The organism is Acinetobacter sp. WC-743 (assembly GCF_000335555.1).
GTDB lineage: Bacteria > Pseudomonadota > Gammaproteobacteria > Pseudomonadales > Moraxellaceae > Acinetobacter > Acinetobacter bereziniae.
In genome coordinates this window covers 16,267-39,829 of the sequence record NZ_AMFQ01000128.1, presented here as the reverse complement: position 1 = coordinate 39,829, position 23,563 = coordinate 16,267, and the positions used below count along the sequence as shown (strand labels likewise).

The window sequence follows — 23,563 nt, the reverse complement described above, 5'->3', positions numbered from 1 at the left end:
AACATGCTGTCTCGTTTGGTTCGACAAATATTACAGGCAACGGTCTATGACGTTGCAATCGAAACCCCACTCGAAGCAGCGCCACGAATTAGTGAAAAACTAAACAATAACATTCGCTTCAAACGCGAAGACTTACAACCTGTCTTTTCTTTCAAGCTGCGCGGTGCTTATAACCGTATCAGCCAATTACCGAAATCTCAGTTGGAACGTGGCGTTATTACTGCTTCTGCGGGTAACCATGCACAAGGCGTGGCTTTATCTGGTCAAAAGTTAGGTATTCGCGCCATTATTGTGATGCCCAAAACCACACCCGATATTAAAGTACAAGCCGTTAAACGTTTGGGTGGTGAAGTGGTTCTCCACGGCGATTCTTTTGATGTTGCCAATAAATATGCAATTCAACGTGCAGCAGATGAAGGAATGACCTTTATTCCACCTTATGATGATGAACTGGTGATGGCTGGGCAAGGAACGATAGCCAATGAAATTTTACGTCAATGGCGCGATGTTGAATATGTATTCGTTGCGGTTGGTGGTGGTGGTCTTATTGCAGGTGTAGCAGCGTATCTGGGAGATGTCGCACCACATGTCAAAGTCATTCCTGTAGAATATGATGAATCTGCCTGTCTAAAAGCCGCTTTAGAAGCTAAAGAACGCGTGATTTTACCTTCTGTTGGTTTATTCGCTGATGGCACAGCTGTGGCTCAGATTGGTGAGAAACCATTTGAAGTGATTCAATTACAAAAATCTGATCTTTCAGGACCAATTGTTGAGCCTGAGGTAGTTTTAGTCAACACCGATGAAATCTGTACAGCGATTAAAGATACTTATGACGAATGTCGCAGTATCGTAGAACCTTCTGGTGCAATGGCTTTGGCAGGTATCAAAAAATATGTAGAAATGCATGGGCTTGAAGGCAAGAACATGGTGTCAATTGTTTGTGGTGCAAACATGAACTTTGACCGTTTACGTTATATTGCTGAAAGAACTGAATTAGGGGAACGTAAAGAAGCGATTTTTGCAGTTACGATCCCAGAAGAAAAAGGTTCTTTCCTTAACTTCTGTCGTGCTTTACAAGGTCGTAATATCACTGAATTTAACTATCGCGCAAGTGATGCTTCAGCAGCTCAGGTTTTTGTCGGTATTAGTTTAAAATTTGGTGAAAAAGAACGCCATGACATCTATGAAGCATTGAAAGTTCATTATGATGTTGATGATCTATCTGATGATGAAGTCGCAAAACTGCATATTCGTTATTTGATTGGTGGTCATGCAGATATTGCCAATGAACGTTTATTCCGAGTTGAATTCCCTGAACGCCCAGGCGCATTATTGACTTTCCTTGAACGTTTGGGTCCTACACATAACATCAGCTTATTCCATTATCGTAATCATGGTGCAGCTGAAGGTCGTGTTTTGGTTGGTTTGGATGCAGAAGATGCCGTACAAAACCCAGATGGTTTAATTGAGACTTTAGAAAATATCAATTATCCATACCAAGAAATTACCAATAATCTCGGTTATCAACGTTTCTTGAAATAAATTTAATGAAGCCTATAAATAGCCCGTAATACTTTACGGGCTATTTATATCCATTTTATAAAAATAATAGACTTGCTTGATTCATGACTCTTTCCCGAACCGTCATTCAGCAAAAATAGTTACTCAATCTCCTTCTTTAGCAATGCAGGATAGAACTATCAATATCGCTATAATTTCACGCAGTCCACTTTTAATAGTCGAAAGGGTTTTAAGAAGTTAAAACATATAGATCAAATATTTAAAGCAATCATACAATAAAGCGACCTATACTCAATATACGACCATATTTAAATCACCATCATCATTAAATGCCTCATTAAAAGCATCTGCAATTTGAATCAATTGATCTTCATCTTGCGTAGGTAGCAACATCCAATATGGATTCTCTCGATAAACCACTAATAATGATAACTGGTATTGGTTGGCTACTTTTTTAATCGCATCAAAAATGATTTCCTCTGTACGTTCCATCACATCCATTTGATCTTCAAATGAAACATCATCAGCATCTTCAAATTGTTCAAAGAGTTCCCCAACGGCACTTTCAATTTCATTTTGCAATTGTTCAGTGTCAACATTGTGCTTTTTAAAATAAAAGTTATCTTCAATTCCATTATCATAATAATCTTTTAATTCAAAATAATGTAGGAAATCATGCTGTTCATTGACCCATTCATCAAAAGAATCGAATTCATCGTCTACAGGAATGGGTTGTGTCTTTAATTCAGCAACAGTTGCTTGAAGAAGTGGGTATATTTTATGTGGCATTATAATCTCTCATCATATTATTGTTAGCTTAGTGAAAAGCAAATTTAAACCTCAAGTCGATCTAGAACAATCAAATAATGCATAGTGCTCAATACTGACATCTTCATCATGAAATTGTTTATTAAAATGTTTACAGAATTTTTCGATTTTATGCTCATGGTTAGGAACAATTAACCAATAATAATCTTCAGCGTAGATCAGAAGCAACTCATGCTGATGCTGTTTTGCTTCGGTTAATATTTCTTCAAATACAATATCATAGACTTGATCTTGCACATTATAATAACGTCCAATAACATCTTTATGCAATTCATAATGATCAAATAAAGGTTGAGCTCTTTGACGAATGGTACTTTGAATACCTAGACCATCAACGGCATATTCATGAAATACCGCACTTCGCTCAATCTGATTTTCATGAAATTCCATGCGATCTATTTTCATCAAATATGCACGAAAACGACCGCCGAATTTTTCAGCAGCCATCCAATTCAGAAACTCTTCAAAACTTTTACGATACTTCTTTTTTGGTATATCCCTTTGCTTCAATTCAGGGAACCAATGTTGGAGTATTTTATAAATTTTTTTATCGTCCATTTTCTTATACTTACTTAAAGAACTAAATCCTAATGAGGATCAATTTTGTATACCTTGAATGAGCATAGCTAACTCATTTGAAGGTTTTATGACATAATTCAGGTTTTATTTACATATATCAGTTTATATTCAAGGTTTCGAGATTGGCGATTGAATACTTTAAATATAAAATATATAAAAATTGAAGATGATAATGCTCACACAATTTCAGTGCTGAGATAAGGATTTTGTAGAATGGCGCAGTTCGCTGTTATCGGTTTAGGTAGTTTTGGTGAAGCTGTTGCGCTTGAACTCACCAACTTAAACCATGATGTGATTGGTATTGATACATTAAAGAAAAATGTAGAAAACATTGCAGATAAAATCAGTCATGCCGTCATTGCAGATGCAACAGATGAACATGTTTTAGATGAACTCAATATCAAAAATTGTGATGCTGTTGTAGTTGCAATTGGAGAAGATATTGAAGCGAGTATTTTGTGCGTACTTCATCTCAAAAACCTGGGTATTGAAAAGATTTTTGTCAAAGCTAAATCTAAATCCCACCACATGATTTTATCGCATTTGGGAATCAGTAAAATCATTCATCCTGAAGAAGATATGGGAATCCGTGTTGCCCAGTCTTTAAGTTATCCGATGGTCAGACGCTATATGGCGCTCAATAATGATCGTTATATCGTAAAAATTGAAATTGGTGCGAACTTACAAGGCGCTCAGTTTCAAACTGTCATGGAAAATACCCCAGAACTCACCACTTTATTGTTACAACGTGGATCTCATGTCCTCTATGATATTGCACCTGGCACAATTTTACAGGAAAAAGACATTTTAATTCTTGAAGGACCTGTAGAAATGCTCAGACAATTTTCGATTCGCTTCTTATAGTTATAACTATGCGTTTATCTAAAAAAGAACTGATCAACAAGCAACACAACAGTATCAATCTCAGCCCTCCAAGCTTACTCGCTTTAGGTTTTCTGAGTTTTATTATTATTGGAACAGTGTTGCTCAAACTTCCTTTTGCCCATCAAGGTGATTTGACTTGGGTGGATGCCCTCTTTACTGCGACATCCGCAGTAACGATCACAGGGCTGTCAGTCGTCAATATCGGTGAATCACTGACCACTTTCGGTCAAGTGGTGGTCATGATCTTGATTCAATGTGGTGGTCTGGGATTTATGACCTTCGCAATCCTCGCTGCACTAAGTCTATCGTCCAAGATTGGGCTCAAACAGCAAATTATGGCGCAAGAAACCATTGGGCAAACCAGTTTAGCAAGAGCAACTTTTACTGTTAAAGGTGTTTTTCTCTATTCATTATTTTTTGAAGCGATTGGTACGGGTATTCTGACCATGGCATGGTCGCATCATTACGACCTAGAACACGCTTTCTTCTATGCCCTATTTTATAGTATTTCTGCTTTTAACAATGGTGGATTCTCACTATTCCCCAACAGCTTAATGAGTTTCTCAGATCAGTACATGGTGACCTTTACCATCAGTATGTTATATATCATTGGTGGTATTGGTTTTGTTGTATTGATGGACATTAAGAAAGCCAAACGCTGGAAGAAACTTTCAACCAACAGCAAACTAATTCTGTCGACCATTGCTGGGCTCAATCTGTTTGCGTTTATCGTGATTTGGGCGATTGAAGCATCTAATCCACTCACACTTGCACCTATGTCTTTTGGTGACCAAGCACTTAACGCATGGTTTCATGCAACAGTTCCTCGTTCATCAGGCTTTAACAGTTTGGAAGTCAGCAGTATGAGCAATGCTTCTACCTTAATCACCATGGTGCTAATGTTTATTGGTGGTGGGTCGCTCAGTACTGCGGGTGGGATTAAAGTGGGTACATTTATCATTATGATTTTAAGTGTCATCACTTTTTTAAAACGTTCAGATGAAATTACAGTTTTTGGTCATTCTGTTTCTCATCAAGCTACATTTAAAGCCCTTGCAGTCATAGCCATCACATCTCTTTTGATTTTGATTGGTTTTTTTACTTTGTTGATCCTTGAACCAGATAAAAAGTTTTTAGATTTACTATTTGAAGCGGTCTCCGCAGCATGCACTGTTGGTTTATCGCGAGGAATAACTGAAAATCTGCATGCAGGCAGTCAAATTGCCTTAATTTGTCTCATGTTTGCTGGACGTCTAGGTCCTCTTACATTAGCTTATTTGATTGCAACCCCGAATAAAAGTCGTGTGCGCCACCCTACTACAGAAATTCAAGTAGGCTAACTTCTATCTTTGCAGACGAAGTGTCTAAAGAATCATTCAATACATTCCCATCAGCTTATGCGGATGGGAAAATATTGAGCTTGAAGTTTTATTTATATAGTCAATCTGTTGAAAAATTCATACAGTAGAATATCATTTCTCTTGATCAATAAAATTAAAACGATCAATATATTGTTTAATGATATAAAGCTAACACTGCCACGCTTTAGCTCTAAAGTTTAAATTGTTTTGCGTAGGCGATACTTTACTTTTCAGAGATGAAAAGTAACAAAAATCTTCCGTTGAGCGAGGGGTACATCCTCATCCCCCCGCTCAACATGGCGACATTCATGTCGCCTCGTGATAGCAAGACTGTTTATGATTCAAAAGTATAAAATAAAAGAATCATCCAAATCACTTGTATGAATAATCAGGCGGTTTGACTATAGCTTGCATAAAAAAGCGATCTTGTTGACCAAGATCGCTTTTTACATACATAAATCAATTATTCAACTTCTAATTCACTGTTGCCTTTAATCAGACGATGTTCAGACTGTAAATATTCATCAGACTGCATTTCTAGCAAACGCGAACGTGTACGCTCAATTTCAAAGGCAAGCTTTTCACCTTGATAAATTTCAATAATTGAATCTTCAGAAGTTAATAATAATTTTACTCCACGATCATAAAACTCATCGACCAAATAAATAAAACGACGTGTTCCTTCTGAAAGCAAATCAGTCAAATGCGGTACATTACTCACAAGAACAGTATTATAAATATTTGCAATTTCAATAAAGTCAGATGGGCTACGCGGCTTCATACATAGCTCTCTGAAATCACACCATAATACATCTTCAGTATGTCCCAGAGTTTCAACAATACGATTATTAATCGTAATAGGTTCTTCCGACACCGTCTGTGAAGCTGTCAAAGCACTAAAACGTTTTGCCATCCACACTTTATGATCATCGGTTAGCGGTGCTTTAAACAATTGTGCCTGTTTCAATACTCGTAAACGATAATCTACCCCAGCATCTACATTTAAAACGACGCAATGGGTTTTCACCATTTCAATGGTTGGGATAAAACGATCTCGATGGATACCATTTTTGTATAAGCCATCTGGCGCAATATTTGAGGTTGCCACTAAAGTAATGCCACGAGTGAACAATTTCTGGAACAAGTCACTCAAAATCATTGCATCAGTCACATTGGACACAAAAAATTCATCAAAGCAAATAACAACCGCTTCTTTGTAAATCTGATCTGCCACAATATCCAAAGGATTACGCTGCCCAGATAATTTATTAAGTTCTTTATGAACAAATTGCATAAAGTGATGAAAATGCATGCGTGTTTTACGACGAAATGGGATGGAATCGTAGAATTGATCCATTAACCATGTTTTTCCTCGTCCAACGCCACCCCACATGTAAACCCCTTTTGGCGCTGTTTGGCGACGGAAACGACGAAAAGCCTTTTTTGAAGCTTTATAACGATTAATCAGCTCTTGCCATACACGTTCCAGCTCATGTACTGCTTGTGCTTGAGCGTCATCTGGTAAAAATTGCCCAGAGGATAATGCTTTGGCATAACGCTCAGCAGGTGAAACGGGAGTAAATGCTGTTGAAGAAGTTCTATTCTGATCTAATAACATATCGTATTGTTACTTTTAAAGGCTAAAGGAAGTATATCGAAGATTCATTTTTGATAAATAAAACTTTGGCATAATTTCGATACTGTATTTCATTTTAACACCACCTGTTTATTTACCGTACTGTCGCGGGCTTTGTCCAAACCAACGCTTAAACGCATGATTAAATGCCGCGGGTTCTGAATAGCCTAACAATTCGGCAATCACTTCAATCGAATACTCTTTGTATTCAATCAAACGTAAAGCTTTATGTTTAATTAACTGCTCTCGAATCTGTTTATAGCTGGTATTCAATTGTTGCAACTGATGGCGCAAGGTACGCTCAGGAACATTTAAAGCCTGTGCAACCTCAGCCATCGATGGAATAACACCTTGTTGTAATTCCAAATAATCATTGACACGTTGAATCAGCGGAGCAACTTTCTGTTCCTCAGCATTTAAACGCTCAATTTCAGCAATACATTTTGCCTCATACACCCGATGGGTAATGGGATCAGCTGAAGGTATGGGCAATTGCATCACATCTTCATTAATCCAAAATGCAGCGTTATCACAATTAAAGTGTAAATCTGAACCATAATAATCATGGTATTGTTTTAAAATACTGGGATCTTGAGGTTGCTGAAACGGTAATTCAATTCTGACACTTGGTGCAGTTAATCCCATCATTTTATAAATATCGTCAAGAAATTTATAGGTCCCTGAAATTTCACATTGCGCCCGAAGTAAACCCATTTCGGTTTCCAAATCCACTGGTTGATAAGTCAGTGCAATTTGATGATGACCTTTTTCAAGCCCAAGTACTCCATACAGATAGGTCAAACCTTGATAACGAATCCCATTTTGAATTGCATCACCGACATTACTGCAAGTCACCAATAGCATCAATAAAGGACCATATCCTGCTAGAGAATAATGCTGACCAATGAATAAACCTGTTTCAGGCTGTACACCTTGACCGATAATTTTCTGAATATCCCACTCTAAACTGGGATGAATAATTGAACTCGGATCAAGTGCATCAGCTTTAATTCCGACACTTGCAAGACGTGAGTCAACATCAATTCCCGCATTACGCATACCGTGAATTAAATACATTAAACCGAGAATCGATCGCTTCATTTCATCATCATTTCATTTTCACCCAAACTTTTTACTACAAAGTCAACTTTTTGGAAATTGCCGAATATATCAATTTTCATGTCAGTGCAATCATATTTCAAATTCTACAATTTCTATATTCTATGCAAAACTGGAAAACTCAGAGTAAAGAAAAATGAGTACAACATCTGCGGTTAAAGCAAAATCAACACAAGTTGCAATTATTGGAGCAGGTTTTGGGGGATTAGCCATGGCAATTCGCTTAATACAAGCCAATATCCATGACTTCATTATCCTTGAAAAAGCCAATGATGTGGGCGGTACTTGGCGTGAAAACCAGTACCCTGGTGCTGCTTGTGATGTTCAATCGCACATGTACTCACTTTCATTCGCCCCCAAAACTGATTGGTCAAAACGTTATGCGGAAGCACCTGAGATTTTTGATTATATCCAAGATTTGATTCAAGAATATGATTTAAAAAAATATATTCAATTTAACCAAGAAGTGATTTCTGCACAATATGACGAAGATCAGTTTAATTGGCATTTAGCATTAAAAAATGGTCAGCAAATTGATGCACAATTTGTTATTTTTGCATCTGGTCCTCTGCATGTTCCACAAATTCCACAGATTAAAGGCATTGAAAAATTTAAAGGTGAAGTGTTTCACTCCTCTCAATGGAACCATAAATATAATCTGAATCAAAAGAATGTTGCCTCCATTGGGACTGGAGGAAGTGCAATTCAGTACATTCCTGAAATCGCTGCCAAAGTCAAAAATCTCTATGTATTACAACGGACACCTGCTTGGGTAATCCCACGTGATGAGCGTGCCTACAATACGCTTGATAAAAAGCTATTTCAGCGCTTTGAATGGTTTAGAAAACTACATCGTGCCCGTTTATATTGGTCGAATGAGTCGCGTGTAGTACCTATTGTTAAACCACAAATCATGAAATACGGTCAAAAACTTGCTGAAGCCTTCATTAAATTCCAAGTCAAAGATCAACAAACAGCGAAAAAACTCATTCCTGATTATGTTATGGGCTGTAAACGCATCCTTATTTCAAATAAATATTTTCCAACTTTCAATCGTGACAATGTTGAACTGATTACTGATGCTATTCAAGAAATAACGGAAGACAGAATCATCACGAAAGATGGTAAAGCACGCCAAATTGATTGTTTAATCTATGGTACTGGTTTTATTACTGATCCACGCATTTACTTAAAATCTTTTGATTGCTATGGGGAAAATGGTCTTGAATTAAAACAAGTTTGGAAAGATGGCGCAGAAAGCTACTATGGTGTCATTACCAAAGGCTTTCCAAATCTATTCCAATTACTTGGACCGAATACTGTATTAGGGCATAACTCTGTTATTTTCATGATCGAATCCCAAGTCAATTATATTTTACAATTGATTCAAATGGTGCAAAAAACCCAAACGCAAGCTGTTGTCGTTAAAGCAGAAATTCAAGATCAATTTAATGAAAAAGTTCAAAAGCAACTTGAAGGTACCGTTTGGCAGTCAGGTTGTGTGAGTTGGTATCAACAGGATGGCGGTAAAAACTTTGCGCTTTGGCCTACATATACCTGGAAGTTTTGGTTAGAAACACGCAAGCTTAATCCGAGTGATTTTAGACTGTTAGGAAACAAACAAAAACTTCAAGCCAAATCTCAAGCCGCATAATTTTTTGATAATCAGGACATAATATTGCAAGCAGCTTTTAAAAGCTTCGCTATAATAGATAGGTTTTCACTGCCTATCTATTTTTTATGCAATCGCTTTGGTTAATTTTTCAACTATTATTTTGCTTGTTTTTAGGATTTATTCTCGCTCGAAGAATTCCTCAAATTATTGAAAAAATCGCGTTCAAGATATTACCTTATTTCACTTATATTTTACTCATTGCGATTGCCATCGAATTTTCTCAGACCATTCACAATATTGCCAGTCCTGCACAAATATTAACCAGCGCCCTGACGATCGCATTAACCACATCATTGGGTGCTTTTATCTGTTGCTACATCGTGTTTAAAGCGATTGGATTTAAACCCGCCCAAGGTAAAGTCTCTGCTGAATTATTGCTCGGTTCGTTATTAAATATTAGTTATGCCTTTATCGCTTTGGCAATCGGTTATGCACTGGCTGAATTTGCACATGCTGCTGATTTACCTTTACATATCAGTACATGGAACCTACTTTTAGTTTATATGCTATTGATCGGTTTGGATCTAGCTTATTCACCACTGGATCGTTCTTGGTTAAATTGGAAAATCATGCTGGTTCCTTTGGCATGTGTAATCGGTTCACTCTTTGGTGCAATTGCTTCATTTTTCTTGATACAAGGCATCAGTATGAGAGATTTAATCATGTTATCGCAAGGTTATGGTTTCTATTCTATGACGGGGATTGTAGTAACAGAATTAAAGAACGCTCACTTAGGTAGTGTGGCTTTAATGAATGATTTATTTAGAGAAATATTTGCAATTTTATTTATGTATCTGATTGGATGGCGTTACCCACGATCTGCAATTTCTTCAGCTGGTGCAACAGCAATGGATGTCACATTACCCATGGTAAAACAAGCCTGCGGCAATGATTTTATTCCACATGCGATGGTCAGTGGTTTTGTCCTGTCTGTACTTGCCCCAATTGCGGTCAGCATGTTGGCAGCACTTTAAACGATTTATAATTTCGAATGTTTTTCATACATCGTTAGATTAAAATGTTCTTTATAATGCAACCAAAAATAACCCTCTTTTCAATATTGAAAGAGGGTTTACTTTTTAAAGCGTTGAGAGAATATCTTGAAGTGTTTGGCTTGGATTTTCCGATTGAGTAATCGGTCGACCAATGACTAAATGTGTCGAACCATCAAGCATCGCTTGTTTAGGTGTAACGATACGTTTTTGATCGTCTGCATTTGCACCTGCTGGGCGAATCCCAGGTGTAACAAGCGCAAATTCTGCGCCTAGATCTTGGCGTAACATTTTTGCTTCTTGTGCAGAACAGACTACACCATCCAAACCACTGTCTTGAGTGAGTTTGGCAAGACGCTTCACTTGCTCAAAAGGTTCAATATCTAAACCAATATCTCGTAGATCTTCACGCCCCATTGAGGTCAAAACAGTTACAGCGATCAGTTGTGTAGAATAATTACCTGCTTTTAAACGCTCTACACAGGTCTCCATCATCTTACGACCACCAGAAGCGTGCACATTCACCATCCATACCCCTAAGTCAGCCGCAGCACATACTGCCTGCGCAGTCGTGTTTGGAATATCATGAAATTTTAAGTCCAAAAATACTTCAAAGCCTTTATCATGCAATGCTTTAACGACACTTGGACCTTCATGAGTAAATAGTTCTTTACCCACTTTTAAACGGCATAGTGATGGATCGAGCTGATCAGCAATTTTTAGGGCGTCATATTGGCTTTTTGCATCTAAGGCAACAATAATACTCACGGATCTTCATTCCATCACATAAAATTTGGCACATTATAAAGTGATTAGGAGAAGCAGAAAACCGACTTCACTAAAAAACCCAGTTTTAACATTGCAAAATGCACTATCTCTGTTCAGAAATTAGAATTGCGCGTGTATCTTGCTCGAGTGCTTCAAAGATATGCGCTTGATCTGCTGGATAAGACATATAATCACCAGCTTTTAGAACTTCATAAGCATTGACCAAACCTACTTTCGCTGATCCTTGCATGATAATAATATGCTCCACACTCCCCACAGGATGCGGTTGACTACAACGAGGTTCTCCTGGTTGAGTCGTTAAAATATATACATCCCGTCTTGCATTCGGTGGACATGTTGCTAACAAGACTGCTTGATAATTCGATATTTCAGAAGTTACAGAAGCACCTTCTCCATAGCGAATAACTTGCGATGATTGTGTTTGTACTTCTACCAGTTTAGCAAAAGGAATATTTAAAGCCACACATAATGCCCATAATGTTTCCAGACTAGGATTACCCTGTCCAGACTCAAGCTGAGAGAGTGTAGATTTCGCGATGCCTGCACGTCTTGCAACCTCTCCTAAGGACAAGGCTGCACTTTTCCGTTCTCTTTGTAAATTGGTTGCAATGATTTCAATAGGTATCGTCATTATTTCACTCAAAAAATACGATCGTTCGATTTGACGAACAATTACAATCAAACTATTATAACAAATGACTGTTCATTATATCGAACAATCCTACACTCTAAATTCAGGCTGACTCTGATGAAGTATAAAGAAATTAAAAGCTTACCTAGACCTCTTGTCAAATCTATTGTGATTATTTGTATAGCCACAGGATTAATTGGTGTTTCCTTAGGCTCACTTGCCGTCAACTATCACCTGCCAATCTGGATTCCATTGCTTCTATCAAGTTGCGTACTGGCAGGCGCTGCTGAATTTACATTTATTGGCATGATCGCTTCTGGGAGCAGCCCAATTACTGCTGCAATTGCTGGGCTTTTAATCAATCTTCGCCACCTCCCATTTGGTTTAGCTGTACATCATTTTATTGAAAATAATAAGTTTAAGTTTTTTGCAAGCCATATCATGAATGATGAAAGTGTATTATTCGGGCTTACACAATCAACAGACACTCTAAAACGTAGTGCATATTGGCTTTGTGGAATGGGAATTTTGCTGACTTGGCCCTTAGGCGTATTGATAGGTTATCTTATGGGAAGCCACCTAGAGTATACAAAACTTTTAGGAATCGATACGATTTTTCCTGTAGTGCTGTTTGCACTTACATTCAACGCATTAAAGCGAAAATCAACACGGAGATCCGCAATCACAGGTGCAATAATAAGTTTAGCAACAGTTCCTTTTCTTCCAACTGGAATCCCAATACTCATGTCCTTGTTGGGTCTAATTGCAGGAAGAAAATAACATGAATCAACAAATGATTATTTTAATTGGTATTATGATTCTTGCAGGTGGCACATACCTAATTCGCTACTCAGGCTTGGCATTTAATCATTATTTTTTGATCAGTAAACAGCAAGAACAATTGTTTAATGATACAGCAACCACTTTACTTTTTTCGATTGCAATCTTGAGTACTTTTTTTGAAGGCAACGAATCGACTGATTTTGCTAAAATTATCGGTGTCGCTGTCGGTTTGTATTTAATTTGGAAAAATTATTCGCTGATCAGTATTATTCTCGTATCTACGCTTGTTACTACTGTGTTTCGCTTGATCAAGTAGTGCGATTTTAACTAAAAGAAATGGAATCAATGAGAAAGCAAAAAGCGCTTTACCGGTGAAATAAAGCGCTTTTTTAGCATAATGATTAAAGAGGATTAGAATTCTTGTTTTCAGGTTGAATATCTAATACCGTCTTTTCATGACGAGCATTTGCAGCAGCTTCAGCAGCAGCCAATTGCGCAGTCTGAATTTGTTCCTTTCTGAGATGATCAATATCTTTACGAAGACGCTTAATTTCCCAAGCATTTTGGAATACACGGAAAACCTGTACACCAAGCAACAATCCAAGAACAATTCCGAGGACTAAAGTCAATAATAGTAATAGCCCTAAACGCATTGCTGGAACCTGTGTAAACAACAAGTCTACTGGCAGCTCAGCAGGGTTTTGTAGGACTAATGCTAAAGCATAACCAAATACCACCAACAGTAATGCAACTAAGAAATAGCGCATAATCACCCCATTCGAATTTTATTAGTTAGCAGATTCGTTTACTGCATCACGCAATGCTTTACCAGGCTTAAAGTGTGGCACTGCTTTCGCTGCAACTTCTACAGACTTACCTGTTTTAGGATTACGACCTACACGCGGCTCGCGGTGATGTAGTGCAAAGCTACCAAAACCACGAATTTCAATACGATCATCTGAAGACAATGATGCAATCATTTGATCAATCATAATTTTTACTGCTTCTTCAACCAATGGCTCTGCCAAATGTGGGTTCTTGAGAGCAATTCTTTCTATTAAGTCAGACTTATTAAGTGCTTCAGTTGTCATTTAAGACCTCATTAATTTTAATGCTATTTGACATACACTAGATAATATCCTTTTTAAATACAAAAAGGTAGCGCAGTCATCATATACTACGCTACCTTTTACAGTATTTGAATAAAAAATATTAATTAATTACATTAAATAATACTTCTTAACAATAACTTAGTGGTTCATTTGCGCTTTGATCAAATCACCAATAGTCTTAGGACCATTGTCTTGACCATTTGCAGCTGTCTTCAAGTTAGCTACTGCTTCTTTCTCTTCAGCTTCGTCTTTCGCTTTAATCGACAAGTTGATAGAACGTGATTTACGATCTACATTGATGATTTTAGCTTCAACTTCTTGACCAACTTCTAAGAATTTAGTTGCATCTTCAACGCGATCGCGGTTGATTTCAGATGCTTTCAAAGAAGCTTCAACTTCGTCAGCTAACTTAACAGTAGCGCCTTTAGCGTCAACTGCAGTTACTGTACCTTTAACCAACGCACCGCGTTCGTTAGCAGCTAAGAAGTCATTGAACGGATCGCTGTTCATTTGCTTGATACCAAGGCTGATACGGTTACCTTCTGCATCTACAGACAAGATAACAGCTTCAACTGTATCACCTTTCTTGTAACGACGGATGGCATCTTCGCCTTGTTCGTTCCAAGAAATATCAGACAAGTGAACTAGACCATCGATACCGCCTGGTAAACCGATGAAGATACCGAAGTCAGTGATTGACTTGATCGTACCTGAAACTTTTTCACCTTTGTCGTGTGACTTAGAGAATTCTTCCCATGGGTTCGCACGAGTTTGCTTGATACCCAATGAAATGCGACGACGCTCTTCATCAACTTCAAGAACCATAACATCAACTTCATCACCAATCTGAACAACTTTAGATGGGTGGATGTTTTTGTTGGTGTGATCCATTTCAGAAACGTGAACTAAACCTTCAACGCCTTCAGCGATTTCAGCGAAACAACCGTAATCAGTTAAGTTCGTTACACGCGCTTTAACGATAGAACCTTTAGGATAACGGTTCATGATCGCTAACCAAGGATCTTCGCCTAATTGCTTAAGACCTAAAGATACACGGTTACGTTCTTTGTCAAATTTAAGTACTTTAACAGTAACTTCTTGACCCACTTCAACAACTTCTGAAGGGTGTTTGATACGTTTCCAAGCCATATCTGTGATATGAAGAAGACCATCAATACCACCAAGGTCAACGAATGCACCGTAATCAGTAAGGTTTTTGATTGTACCTGTAACTGTTTGACCTTCTTCCAATTGAGAAAGAAGCGCTTCACGGTCAGCTGAAGATTCAGCTTCCATAACAGCACGACGAGATACAACAACGTTGTTACGTTTAGCATCAAGTTTGATTACTTTGAATTCTAACTCTTTACCTTCAAGGTGAGTTGTGTCACGGATAGGACGAGTGTCTACCAATGAACCAGGTAAGAATGCACGAACTGGACCGATGTCAACAGTGAAACCGCCTTTAACCTTACCAGAGATAACACCAGTAACGATTTCGCCGTCTTCAAAGATTTTTTCAAGTTTAGTCCAAGTTTCAGCACGTTTCGCTTTTTCACGTGATAAAACTGTTTGACCCATACCGTTGTCAAGCGCTTCAACAACAACATCAACTTCGTCGCCAACTTGAACTTCAAGTTCACGTTGTTCGTTTAAGAATTCTGAGCGTGCAACAACACCTTCAGATTTAAGGCCAGTGTCAACAGTAACCCAGTCAGAGTCGATGCTAACAACGATACCTTTAATAACGGCACCTTTGTCGATATTAAGAGTTGATTCGCTTTCTTCAAAGAGGGCTGCAAAAGATTCGGTCATGATATACCTAGAAAAGTCAGCGGTCTTGGATCAGACAAGGCCGGTTTAGTTAAGCATCTACATAGTCCATATGAAACTGATCAAGCTATGCTTTTGCTAATATTTAATTAAATATTCGTTACTTAGCTAAATGAGTATCGACATAATCAGTCATCAGTTTAAATACTTCATCAATGTTCAATTCCGAACTATCGATGATATAAGCATCTACTGCTGGCTTGAGTGGAGCGACTGCGCGTTCCATATCTCGCTTATCTCGAGCTTGTATATTAGCTAAAATGTCGCTTATTTTAACATCCAGCCCCATTCCCTGCAACTGTTTTACACGACGTGCTGCACGGGACTCAGCCGATGCGGTGAGATATATTTTAGCTTGCGCTTGTGGAAAGATCGAAGTCGCCATATCTCGACCATCTGCAACCAAACCAGGCATTTGAGCAAATGCATGCTGACGTTCAACCAAAGCCGCCCTAAGCGCTGGAATTGCAGCAACTTTTGAAGCAAATTCCCCCACCCGTTCAGTACGGATGGTTTGGGTCACATCTTCCCCGTCGAGTAAAATAGTTGTACCCGTTTCAGTCGTCTTAAACACAATATCCAAATGCATTGCAATTGTAACGCTTTGTTGAAGTGTATCCACATCATCCAAAGTATCCAACAATGCTTTTTGATGTAACGACAACCCAAGCAAACGATAGAGCGCTCCAGAATCCAAGAGATGAAATTGATAATGATCTGCGAGTTTTGCTGCCAGTGTTCCCTTACCAGAACCACTCGGTCCATCAATCGTGATAATTTGAATTGTCATTGTATTTCCAATTAAGCTACAGACTTTGCAAGTTTCTTAAAGCCAAGTGTAATCGCTAGTTTAAGCTGTGCAAGTATTAATTTACTCACAAAAGGTGCACGTGCTTGTAATTCGATCGTATAGTTAACACGGGTTTTATTTGGTGAAAGCTCTTCAAACTCAATAATTCCAATATGGTGTTTGATGAGTGGATTCTTAATCAACTTATATTCGATACGTTTATTGACATCTAGATACGTGATTTGCTCTTGAATTGGTTTAATCGGACCAAATCCCATACGACGAATCGACCCTAATCCATCTGGACGTTCAGGATCAGCCGCATCTTTTACACGTACCACTTGTACAGGCGCAAATGCCACATTGTAGGTTGCATGTTTCGACAGTAAGTCAAATACCTGTTCAACTGGTGCATCAAACTCTTGTTTTACTTGAATAGAATTCATTATTGTACCCTTTTATGCTGGTCATATATTTTGTCGCACTTATTTTTGACAATATCAATTGTCATTAAAAACACCCGTATTCTAGATCATTTTAATGTGTCATTTAAGGTCTTTTGTTGTTGCTTTAATTGTTTTTTTTGTTCACGACGCATTTTAAAAAAATTAGACAATTGAAGTGAACATTGTTGCTGCAAACATCCACCTTGATATTCAAATATATGATTGTAGTAACCCGTCTCCAACAACCTTCGGCTACTGATGAGTGAACCAGCTTTGGGTTCTTCTGCACCAAATACAACCCGATGTACCCTAGCATGTATTAACGCACCTACACACATTGTGCAAGGTTCAAGTGTTACATATAAAGTGGTATCTTCAGGAAGTCGGTAGTTTTGAATATTGAGACAAGCATGCCGGAGTGCTTGAATCTCGGCATGTGCAGTAGGATCATGTTGTGCAATCGGTTGGTTAAAGCCCATGCCAATTAATTGACCTTGACTCACCAAGACTGCACCTACAGGTATTTCACCAAGGGAAGCTGCGAATGCAGCTTGCTCTAAAGCAAGTTGCATCCATTTTTCATCAACATTTTGCTGCGGCAATTCAGTCATTTTAGACTAGATAATGCCATATTGAGTCAATAGTACATTCCAACTTTCAATAGTCGTTTTCGGCGGATTGTGTCCAAGAATGCCTTTTAACGTTCTTGATTCAACCTTTTCCCACTCTGGAGACAGATCTTTGTCAACTAAACGCGCACGTACACCTTCAACAAAATCTGGATGACGAATTTTCCAGTCAGAAATTTGCTTTTCCAATTCAAATACTTCAGCCCAAGAATGAACTTGGCGTCCCCATTGCCATAATAACCATGTAATTGCAGCAGTACTTGGAGAACCTTTTTGTAAGTTCTCACTGGCTTGGCGCAACCAGTCACTGCGTGCATCGCTTAAACCAATGATCGCTTCATAATCTTGTTCAAAGTTTACACCACGACAAACACTATGGATTACATCCAATGAGTTTTGTAGAGGACCCGGTGAAACCGGGCGATGTAAACTATTTAGCGTGTCATCCAAAGCACGGAAATCACCAGCAGGATAATGATCCCAATCAATATCGAGTAGTTTTTGCAACACTACATCACGTTGCGCATCACAAATGTGGGTTGCCCAACCGATTCCATAACCACCTGCAGCAGTCATGATGGATCCTGTTAAACCAGTAAATAATCCGATAGGACCACGATCTGCCAAGAATCGCGTCGCACCAACATCTGGATAAAGTCCAATATTCACTTCTGGCATCGCCAAACGAGAGTAAGGCGTCACCAAACGGAATGGTGCAGCCATAAATAAGCCTAAACCACCACCCATAACATAACCTTCACCCCAAACAACAATAGGTTTGGCATAGTTATGTAGCAATAAATCTAAAGCGTATTCAGTTTCAAAGAATTGATTGGCAGTTTCGACTTCATTGTTAATCACCAATTGACGAAGCTTACGCACATCACCACCGGCACAAAATGCCTTAGGTGTAGTTGAATCTAACCAAATTGCCTTGACTGCATCATCATCATGAAAATCTTCAAACAGCTTCAATAGTGCTGCAACGATGGATTCATCCAGCGCATGAAGCGATTTAGGGCGATTTAACCGAATAATGCGCCAACCATTTTGCGCTTCTTCGATAATCAAATCAGGGTGATAGTTATTTATTTCGGGAGAATTTGTCATGCGTCCAGCTGCCAGTCGATTGGCTCAATGCCATGTTGTTTCAGGTAATTATTTGTTTTAGAGAAAACCTTACAACCAAAAAAACCACCACGATTTGCTGCCAATGGAGATGGATGAGCAGCCTTTAATACGAGGTGTTTGTTCTGATCGATACGTTGTCCTTTTTTCTGAGCATATGCACCCCATAGGATAAACACAATATGCTCTCTTCGCTCATTGAGTACATCAATGACATGATCGGTAAAATTTTCCCAACCACGTTTCTGATGTGATGTAGGTTGCCCAGCCTCTACGGTCAATACACTATTAAGCAGTAATACGCCTTGTTGCGCCCATTTACTCAAATCACCATGTCGTGAGACTGGAACACCTAAATCGGTATTCAGTTCATGAAAAATATTGCGTAAAGACGGAGGTAATGCGACCCCTTTTTGTACAGAAAAACTCAAGCCATGCGCTTGATCAGGACCATGATAAGGGTCTTGTCCAAGAATCACCACTTTTACATTTGGAAGAGGCGTCGTGTCTAAGGCATTGAAAATGAGCGAGCTTGGTGGATAAATGGTTTTGTTTGCATTTTTTTCAGCCACTAAAAAAGAACGCAAATCATCCATTTGCTGACTTAATAGGAAATCAGCCAAGCCTTCTTTCCAACTTTGATCTAACCGAACTTGATTTAGTTTTGTTTGTTCGAGTTCAGACAATTGCATCAACTTTCATCCTAAATTTTAATTTCCTAAAAACGTATCTATATCTCAATGGATTTCTTGATTGAAACCGCAATTTATATTTTAACCTGTAAATCCACTTCAGGGTTTTGAAATTGAACACCTTGTTTCAATTTTTCATACATTTCAGGGTCTGTCCACTCAACTTGAACTTGTTCAGAAAAAATAATTTTATCCAAACTTAGCAGTCCCATTTGTGTGCTTTCAATATCTTCCTGAAAGCTTTGCGCATATCCTGTATCTGTTTCATGCACGATAACAGAATAAACCTCAACATCACCTTCACCATTCTGGGTAATGGTTGATTTTAGAACCTGTTGCGCAAGAAAGAAAAATACACGTGAAAACTGCTCAGCTGAAGGTGAAACAGGTAATGCCACCCAACGCGCACTAAATGTTTTACACGCTTGAATATACTCAGGACTATCTTCTTGCCAAAAACAAATCGCATGATCAAAGCTATCAAAAATTTCTTTGATTATTCCTTTCAGCAATCCAAAATCATATACCATTTGACCATGATCAAGTTTTGAAGCTTTCAGTAATAACTCAACTTTATAGCTATGCCCATGTATAGATCGCTTACAACGATCTGATGTGCAATTACGCACAATATGTGCATTTTCAAACTTAAATAACTTACGAATTAACATGAGCCAAATTTTATAAACAAAGCGGTTAAGAAACTCGATTATAAAGCAAAACTCGAACCCTGAGCATTAATTTTCTCGTTCATTACAATTAGCTAAAAGGATAATCCCCTTTTTTGGCTTGGATTGAGCTTATCCAATTCAATAAAATATCTCAACCAACCTTTTTACAACCTTAAAAATCCTTTTAGAATAATAAACTTACAGATAATTCTTTTAATCTTTTAATTAAAAAGGTGCCAAACTTCGTGAGTATACAAACACTTGCGACTGATCATTTCGTAACAAATGACTGGTAAATTGACGCTTACGGTTGCTTAATAAGACTTCGATTTTTGCTTTAAAATAATTCGATCTCACGCCAAAAATTTTGTCTGCTTCTGTTTTTTCCGTTGCATCCAAACTATCAAAGGGTGATATTTTCATCAAATCACCCACATTGGCAAAATACTCAAGTTTTTCTTGGCGTGCATTTAATGCAGTTTGTATGCTATTGACATCTAATTTTTCATTGATTGCTGCCAAAACCATGGCAGGTGCTGTATTGACATTAATTCGCGTATTGATGTCTGGTAAAGCTGATATGTAAGGCGCAATCAAATCATATTTGGTACCTTCAAAACCACGCACCAACTTTAACTCTTCAATACTGGCAAATTTACGATTTGCAGCAGAATAAGGTTTAGGGAGACCTTGATAGTAGCTTGTTTCTGCTCCCATTGCGCCGATCGTTTCATTATCAGGATCTTGCCAATCAATAACCGCCTGAACGTTATCCGCGGGTAAACCAACACGCACCAACAATTTAGAGAAATATTTCTGTGCTGCCTCATTCGGCTTAGCTTCAGTGTTTAATAAACTATTGAGATTGAATTTACCCGATTCATCTTCCAAAACACCTGAGACATAACCATCTTCCACTGGAAAGGCTGGCATGGGTTTTGCCCATGTTTCTTGAAGGTAGTCAGCCTCTTTCCCATTCTCACTATCCTGAACCAATATCTCAGAATAAAAAGCTTCTGCACTTTTGGCATAGAACAAGGCTTGGCTTTGACGTTTTAAAAAGCCTGTGCTTTCATTGGTATAGCTTTGATGTTTTGCAATTGATGCAGCAATAATAGTTGCCAAAGCCACCATTACTAAAATAGTAATTAAGGCAATCCCTTGCTGTGGTTTGAATTGTATAAATGATTTATCCATTTTGATTATTCTTTATCAAAAAATCAGTATTCAATAAACTAAAAATCCACTCATATTCTACTTCATGAATCGTGATTTTCATTTTAATTCCACGCGGTAATTGGCTATCATTTTTAGTTAAGTCATTTGGCCAACGATCTGACTCATTTGGATTGAGTATTTCAATTTGATAGGCATCTACATCCGTCAGCATGACACTCGACAATGGTTGTTCCGAGCTATTTCTATTCAGATTGGAATACTTTAATCGATATAGTTTCTTCTCTTGCTGGTCATAACCGTATTCTATTCGCTCATAAGGTGAGAGACCTTGCTTTAAAGGATCTGTAACACCAGCTTTACTAAATGATAGTTTTTGTCGATCTAAGCGCAATGCAGGTTCAACTTGTTCACCACTTCGGGCTGAAATTGGCACGATTTGCAATGTATCACGCTGAATTTGTTGATATGCACCTTGGAGTTGCCCTAAATTCTCTTCGTGCATCACATTACGATCTTTGACCTTAATCAAATAATCAAATATCTTCCAACCCAAGGCAGAAAGCACCGCAAAAATAGCAATTGCGACAAGTAACTCAATCAAAGTAAAACCTGATCTCTTCTGCATTTTGACAGTATTATTGTTTTTATTTTGGACGACGTTCATGACTATTTTTCTTTGATTGGATAATTATAAAACACCATATTGGTGATTCCTGCTTCCACTTTACCTGTATCAGTATTAAATAAACTGACCTGCACATCGATTTTTTGCACATCAGGACTCAGTGTAGACTCTGCTTTTTTATCCACTTGCCATGTTTCACCTTGAGCCGTGATCTGTTTTGAAGCTGTTCCAGTTAACCACTCTCGGTTAATCATCATCATTGAAATTTCATTTTGTGCAACAAATTGTGCTTTGGTCCGTAAAATGGCATTGGCTGTAGATTGGGTATATTGCATCGCAACTTTAGTCAAAGCTATTGCTGCAACAGCAAAGATCGCCAATGCCACGACCACTTCGATAAGGGTAAAGCCTTTATTTTTCTTCATCGACTTTACCTAAATAGTCTACGCGAATCACACCACCTACAGGTTTTTGTTGATAATACATTTGAATCATGACAGGTTTTGCTTCTCCATTGCCAAACCAAATCAATTTAGGTGCATTATTTCCCAGTAAATCCGCATTATTGGCATCTCGAAACTGATGCTCTTGAGGCTGAATTGAAAATGAAACCTGATCTGGCAAATTTCGGCGGGTAAAATCTGTAACATCTTTCCAAGGTTTGTTATCAATCACACGTACACGCTGTACTGGATCTTGCTGCATGGGAATATATTCGACCAATCCATATTGTGCGGTAGCGACATCGGTTGCAGCATGAAAATCCAAAGCATAAATACGGGATTGATCATTGGCTTCACGATTGATTTGCTTTAAATCAAGCAATAGCATCTCACGTGCTTGCATCGCCTTACGCTGATCAACACCGTCAATATTTAAAACAATCAATGAAGCGATAATGCTGATAATCACAATGACAACCATCACCTCAATCAAGGTAAAACCTTTATTGTTGAGAGATGTAGGCATACGCTTCATAACCGTTAAGCCACTTGTTCTGAAGCTTGTGGGTGTTTGGGAATCGCTAATGCTTGATCAATCAAAGCCACACGCAAAGTATCTCGACAACCCAAATAACGTTGATAAAAACTTGAATTCAGTATTGCAGCACCGCCATGTGTTATTGACCAAATCGAAGCCAAATAATCACGTACTGACATCAAACTATGTATGGACTCCAAATAACTTTCCGTCATCCGAATAATCAGACGAAGGCGTTGTTTGCGAACCTGATAAAGCTCATTAAACAAGTGATAAATCCCTTGTCCTGTAGTCGATAAACGTTCTTCAATTTGATGAAATAACACCGCTCTTTCAGGATGATGTAAATGGTGCAGCATAAAAAAAGCCAAATGCTCAGGAAAAGCTTTTTCAGTGTCTCGCACCATCTCTAATAACATGCGTTCATTACGAATAATCAGCAGCATGTAAAGTTCATCTTTACTCTGAAAATGTTTATAAAGTGTTCCCTTCGCTAGATCTAGTTCCGCAGCGAGTGCATCTAATGTCATCCCCGCTTCACCGTTTTCTAAAAGCAATTGTTCAGCAACCTGAAAAATTAAAGCTTCTCTTGCTCTAAATTGAGCCTGTCGATCCATCTTCACCCGATAAACTCTCTTGTTAATTCTATCCGTTAATAAATTGACGCACTTCTAGTCA

27 protein-coding genes are annotated in these 23,563 nt (G+C 38.2%); 7 read left to right on the top strand and 20 right to left on the bottom strand.

Going from position 1 to position 23,563, the window contains the following annotated elements:
• Positions 1 to 3 precede the first annotated feature (3 nt).
• Positions 4 to 1,542, top strand: a complete 1,539-nt coding sequence (gene ilvA / locus ACINWC743_RS19595; protein ID WP_004830962.1) for a threonine ammonia-lyase, biosynthetic — start codon at positions 4 to 6, stop codon at positions 1,540 to 1,542.
• Positions 1,543 to 1,812: 270 nt separating this feature from the next.
• On the opposite strand, the gene ACINWC743_RS19590 is transcribed toward ilvA, so the two are convergent.
• Entirely contained in the window at positions 1,813 to 2,310 is a 498-nt protein-coding gene (locus tag ACINWC743_RS19590) for a hypothetical protein (protein WP_009586644.1), read from the bottom strand.
• 51 nt (positions 2,311 to 2,361) lie between these two features.
• On the bottom strand, positions 2,362 to 2,907 hold the full coding sequence (locus ACINWC743_RS19585; RefSeq protein WP_004830964.1) for a hypothetical protein: 546 nt from the start codon (positions 2,905 to 2,907) through the stop codon (positions 2,362 to 2,364).
• A gap of 234 nt (positions 2,908 to 3,141) precedes the next feature.
• Between ACINWC743_RS19585 and ACINWC743_RS19580 the strand changes: the two genes are divergently transcribed.
• Both ACINWC743_RS19580 and ACINWC743_RS19575 read left to right on the top strand, forming a co-directional pair.
• Positions 3,142 to 3,792 carry a potassium channel family protein gene (locus tag ACINWC743_RS19580; RefSeq protein WP_004830966.1) on the top strand — a complete coding sequence of 217 codons (651 nt, stop codon included), beginning with the start codon at positions 3,142 to 3,144 and terminating at the stop codon, positions 3,790 to 3,792.
• A gap of 8 nt (positions 3,793 to 3,800) precedes the next feature.
• Positions 3,801 to 5,153 carry a TrkH family potassium uptake protein gene (locus ACINWC743_RS19575; protein ID WP_004830967.1) on the top strand — a complete coding sequence of 451 codons (1,353 nt, stop codon included), beginning with the start codon at positions 3,801 to 3,803 and terminating at the stop codon, positions 5,151 to 5,153.
• A gap of 484 nt (positions 5,154 to 5,637) precedes the next feature.
• Here ACINWC743_RS19575 and zapE read toward each other — a convergent pair whose 3' ends face one another.
• Complete coding sequence (gene zapE / locus ACINWC743_RS19570) at positions 5,638 to 6,792, bottom strand: cell division protein ZapE (RefSeq protein WP_009586656.1); 1,155 nt, start codon at positions 6,790 to 6,792, stop codon at positions 5,638 to 5,640.
• A gap of 108 nt (positions 6,793 to 6,900) precedes the next feature.
• Complete coding sequence (locus ACINWC743_RS19565; RefSeq protein ID WP_005029229.1) at positions 6,901 to 7,911, bottom strand: helix-turn-helix domain-containing protein; 1,011 nt, start codon at positions 7,909 to 7,911, stop codon at positions 6,901 to 6,903.
• A gap of 154 nt (positions 7,912 to 8,065) precedes the next feature.
• Between ACINWC743_RS19565 and ACINWC743_RS19560 the strand changes: the two genes are divergently transcribed.
• Both ACINWC743_RS19560 and ACINWC743_RS19555 read left to right on the top strand, forming a co-directional pair.
• Positions 8,066 to 9,583, top strand: coding sequence for a flavin-containing monooxygenase (locus tag ACINWC743_RS19560; RefSeq protein WP_009586643.1), 1,518 nt, complete (start codon positions 8,066 to 8,068; stop codon positions 9,581 to 9,583).
• An 86-nt stretch (positions 9,584 to 9,669) separates the two neighbouring features.
• Entirely contained in the window at positions 9,670 to 10,578 is a 909-nt protein-coding gene (locus ACINWC743_RS19555) for a lysine exporter LysO family protein (protein WP_009586642.1), read from the top strand.
• A 105-nt stretch (positions 10,579 to 10,683) separates the two neighbouring features.
• Here the strand turns inward: ACINWC743_RS19555 and pyrF are convergent, their stop codons facing one another.
• Positions 10,684 to 11,364: an orotidine-5'-phosphate decarboxylase gene (gene pyrF / locus ACINWC743_RS19550; RefSeq protein WP_009586638.1), complete on the bottom strand. Its 681-nt coding sequence runs from the start codon at positions 11,362 to 11,364 to the stop codon at positions 10,684 to 10,686.
• Positions 11,365 to 11,467: 103 nt separating this feature from the next.
• Positions 11,468 to 12,016: a helix-turn-helix domain-containing protein gene (locus ACINWC743_RS19545; protein ID WP_004830974.1), complete on the bottom strand. Its 549-nt coding sequence runs from the start codon at positions 12,014 to 12,016 to the stop codon at positions 11,468 to 11,470.
• Positions 12,017 to 12,133: 117 nt separating this feature from the next.
• On the opposite strand from ACINWC743_RS19545, the gene ACINWC743_RS19540 reads away from it, so the two are divergent.
• Together ACINWC743_RS19540 and ACINWC743_RS19535 are read left to right on the top strand one after the other, a co-directional pair.
• On the top strand, positions 12,134 to 12,796 hold the full coding sequence (locus ACINWC743_RS19540; protein ID WP_009586648.1) for an AzlC family ABC transporter permease: 663 nt from the start codon (positions 12,134 to 12,136) through the stop codon (positions 12,794 to 12,796).
• 1 nt (position 12,797) lies between these two features.
• A complete protein-coding gene (locus ACINWC743_RS19535) occupies positions 12,798 to 13,115 on the top strand; it encodes an AzlD domain-containing protein (protein WP_009586639.1) in 318 nt (105 codons plus the stop codon).
• An 85-nt stretch (positions 13,116 to 13,200) separates the two neighbouring features.
• Here ACINWC743_RS19535 and ACINWC743_RS19530 read toward each other — a convergent pair whose 3' ends face one another.
• From ACINWC743_RS19530 to ACINWC743_RS19465, 14 genes are all read right to left on the bottom strand, one after another.
• Positions 13,201 to 13,566 carry a lipopolysaccharide assembly protein LapA domain-containing protein gene (locus ACINWC743_RS19530; protein WP_009586634.1) on the bottom strand — a complete coding sequence of 122 codons (366 nt, stop codon included), beginning with the start codon at positions 13,564 to 13,566 and terminating at the stop codon, positions 13,201 to 13,203.
• 21 nt (positions 13,567 to 13,587) lie between these two features.
• Positions 13,588 to 13,890 (bottom strand): integration host factor subunit beta, encoded by a 303-nt coding sequence (locus ACINWC743_RS19525; RefSeq protein ID WP_004720793.1) that lies wholly within the window; start codon positions 13,888 to 13,890, stop codon positions 13,588 to 13,590.
• Positions 13,891 to 14,049: 159 nt separating this feature from the next.
• On the bottom strand, positions 14,050 to 15,726 hold the full coding sequence (rpsA, locus tag ACINWC743_RS19520) for a 30S ribosomal protein S1 (protein ID WP_004830978.1): 1,677 nt from the start codon (positions 15,724 to 15,726) through the stop codon (positions 14,050 to 14,052).
• A gap of 118 nt (positions 15,727 to 15,844) precedes the next feature.
• Entirely contained in the window at positions 15,845 to 16,534 is a 690-nt protein-coding gene (gene cmk, locus ACINWC743_RS19515) for a (d)CMP kinase (protein ID WP_004830979.1), read from the bottom strand.
• Positions 16,535 to 16,545: 11 nt separating this feature from the next.
• The gene (locus ACINWC743_RS19510) at positions 16,546 to 16,980 is read right to left on the bottom strand and encodes an SRPBCC family protein (RefSeq protein WP_004830980.1); all 435 of its coding nucleotides are present in this window, start codon (positions 16,978 to 16,980) and stop codon (positions 16,546 to 16,548) included.
• 86 nt (positions 16,981 to 17,066) lie between these two features.
• Positions 17,067 to 17,591, bottom strand: coding sequence for a tRNA adenosine(34) deaminase TadA (tadA, locus tag ACINWC743_RS19505; RefSeq protein WP_009586640.1), 525 nt, complete (start codon positions 17,589 to 17,591; stop codon positions 17,067 to 17,069).
• Between the two features lie 6 nt (positions 17,592 to 17,597).
• Positions 17,598 to 18,719: an enoyl-CoA hydratase/isomerase family protein gene (locus ACINWC743_RS19500; RefSeq protein ID WP_004830982.1), complete on the bottom strand. Its 1,122-nt coding sequence runs from the start codon at positions 18,717 to 18,719 to the stop codon at positions 17,598 to 17,600.
• Positions 18,716 to 19,429 carry a uracil-DNA glycosylase gene (gene ung / locus ACINWC743_RS19495; RefSeq protein WP_004830983.1) on the bottom strand — a complete coding sequence of 238 codons (714 nt, stop codon included), beginning with the start codon at positions 19,427 to 19,429 and terminating at the stop codon, positions 18,716 to 18,718. The genes ACINWC743_RS19500 and ung overlap by 4 nt, the downstream gene beginning before the upstream one ends.
• 74 nt (positions 19,430 to 19,503) lie before the next feature.
• Complete coding sequence (locus tag ACINWC743_RS19490) at positions 19,504 to 20,100, bottom strand: 6-pyruvoyl trahydropterin synthase family protein (RefSeq protein ID WP_009586637.1); 597 nt, start codon at positions 20,098 to 20,100, stop codon at positions 19,504 to 19,506.
• A 225-nt stretch (positions 20,101 to 20,325) separates the two neighbouring features.
• Positions 20,326 to 21,297, bottom strand: a complete 972-nt coding sequence (gene gspK, locus ACINWC743_RS19485) for a type II secretion system minor pseudopilin GspK (protein ID WP_004830985.1) — start codon at positions 21,295 to 21,297, stop codon at positions 20,326 to 20,328.
• Positions 21,290 to 21,943, bottom strand: a complete 654-nt coding sequence (gene gspJ / locus ACINWC743_RS19480) for a type II secretion system minor pseudopilin GspJ (protein WP_005029252.1) — start codon at positions 21,941 to 21,943, stop codon at positions 21,290 to 21,292. The genes gspK and gspJ overlap by 8 nt, the downstream gene beginning before the upstream one ends.
• 2 nt (positions 21,944 to 21,945) lie before the next feature.
• Positions 21,946 to 22,329 carry a type II secretion system minor pseudopilin GspI gene (gspI, locus tag ACINWC743_RS19475; protein WP_009586653.1) on the bottom strand — a complete coding sequence of 128 codons (384 nt, stop codon included), beginning with the start codon at positions 22,327 to 22,329 and terminating at the stop codon, positions 21,946 to 21,948.
• On the bottom strand, positions 22,316 to 22,882 hold the full coding sequence (locus tag ACINWC743_RS19470) for a prepilin-type N-terminal cleavage/methylation domain-containing protein (protein ID WP_009586651.1): 567 nt from the start codon (positions 22,880 to 22,882) through the stop codon (positions 22,316 to 22,318). The genes gspI and ACINWC743_RS19470 overlap by 14 nt, the downstream gene beginning before the upstream one ends.
• Before the next feature lie 5 nt (positions 22,883 to 22,887).
• Positions 22,888 to 23,502: a TetR/AcrR family transcriptional regulator gene (locus ACINWC743_RS19465; RefSeq protein ID WP_004830990.1), complete on the bottom strand. Its 615-nt coding sequence runs from the start codon at positions 23,500 to 23,502 to the stop codon at positions 22,888 to 22,890.
• Between the last annotated feature and the right edge of the window lie 61 nt (positions 23,503 to 23,563).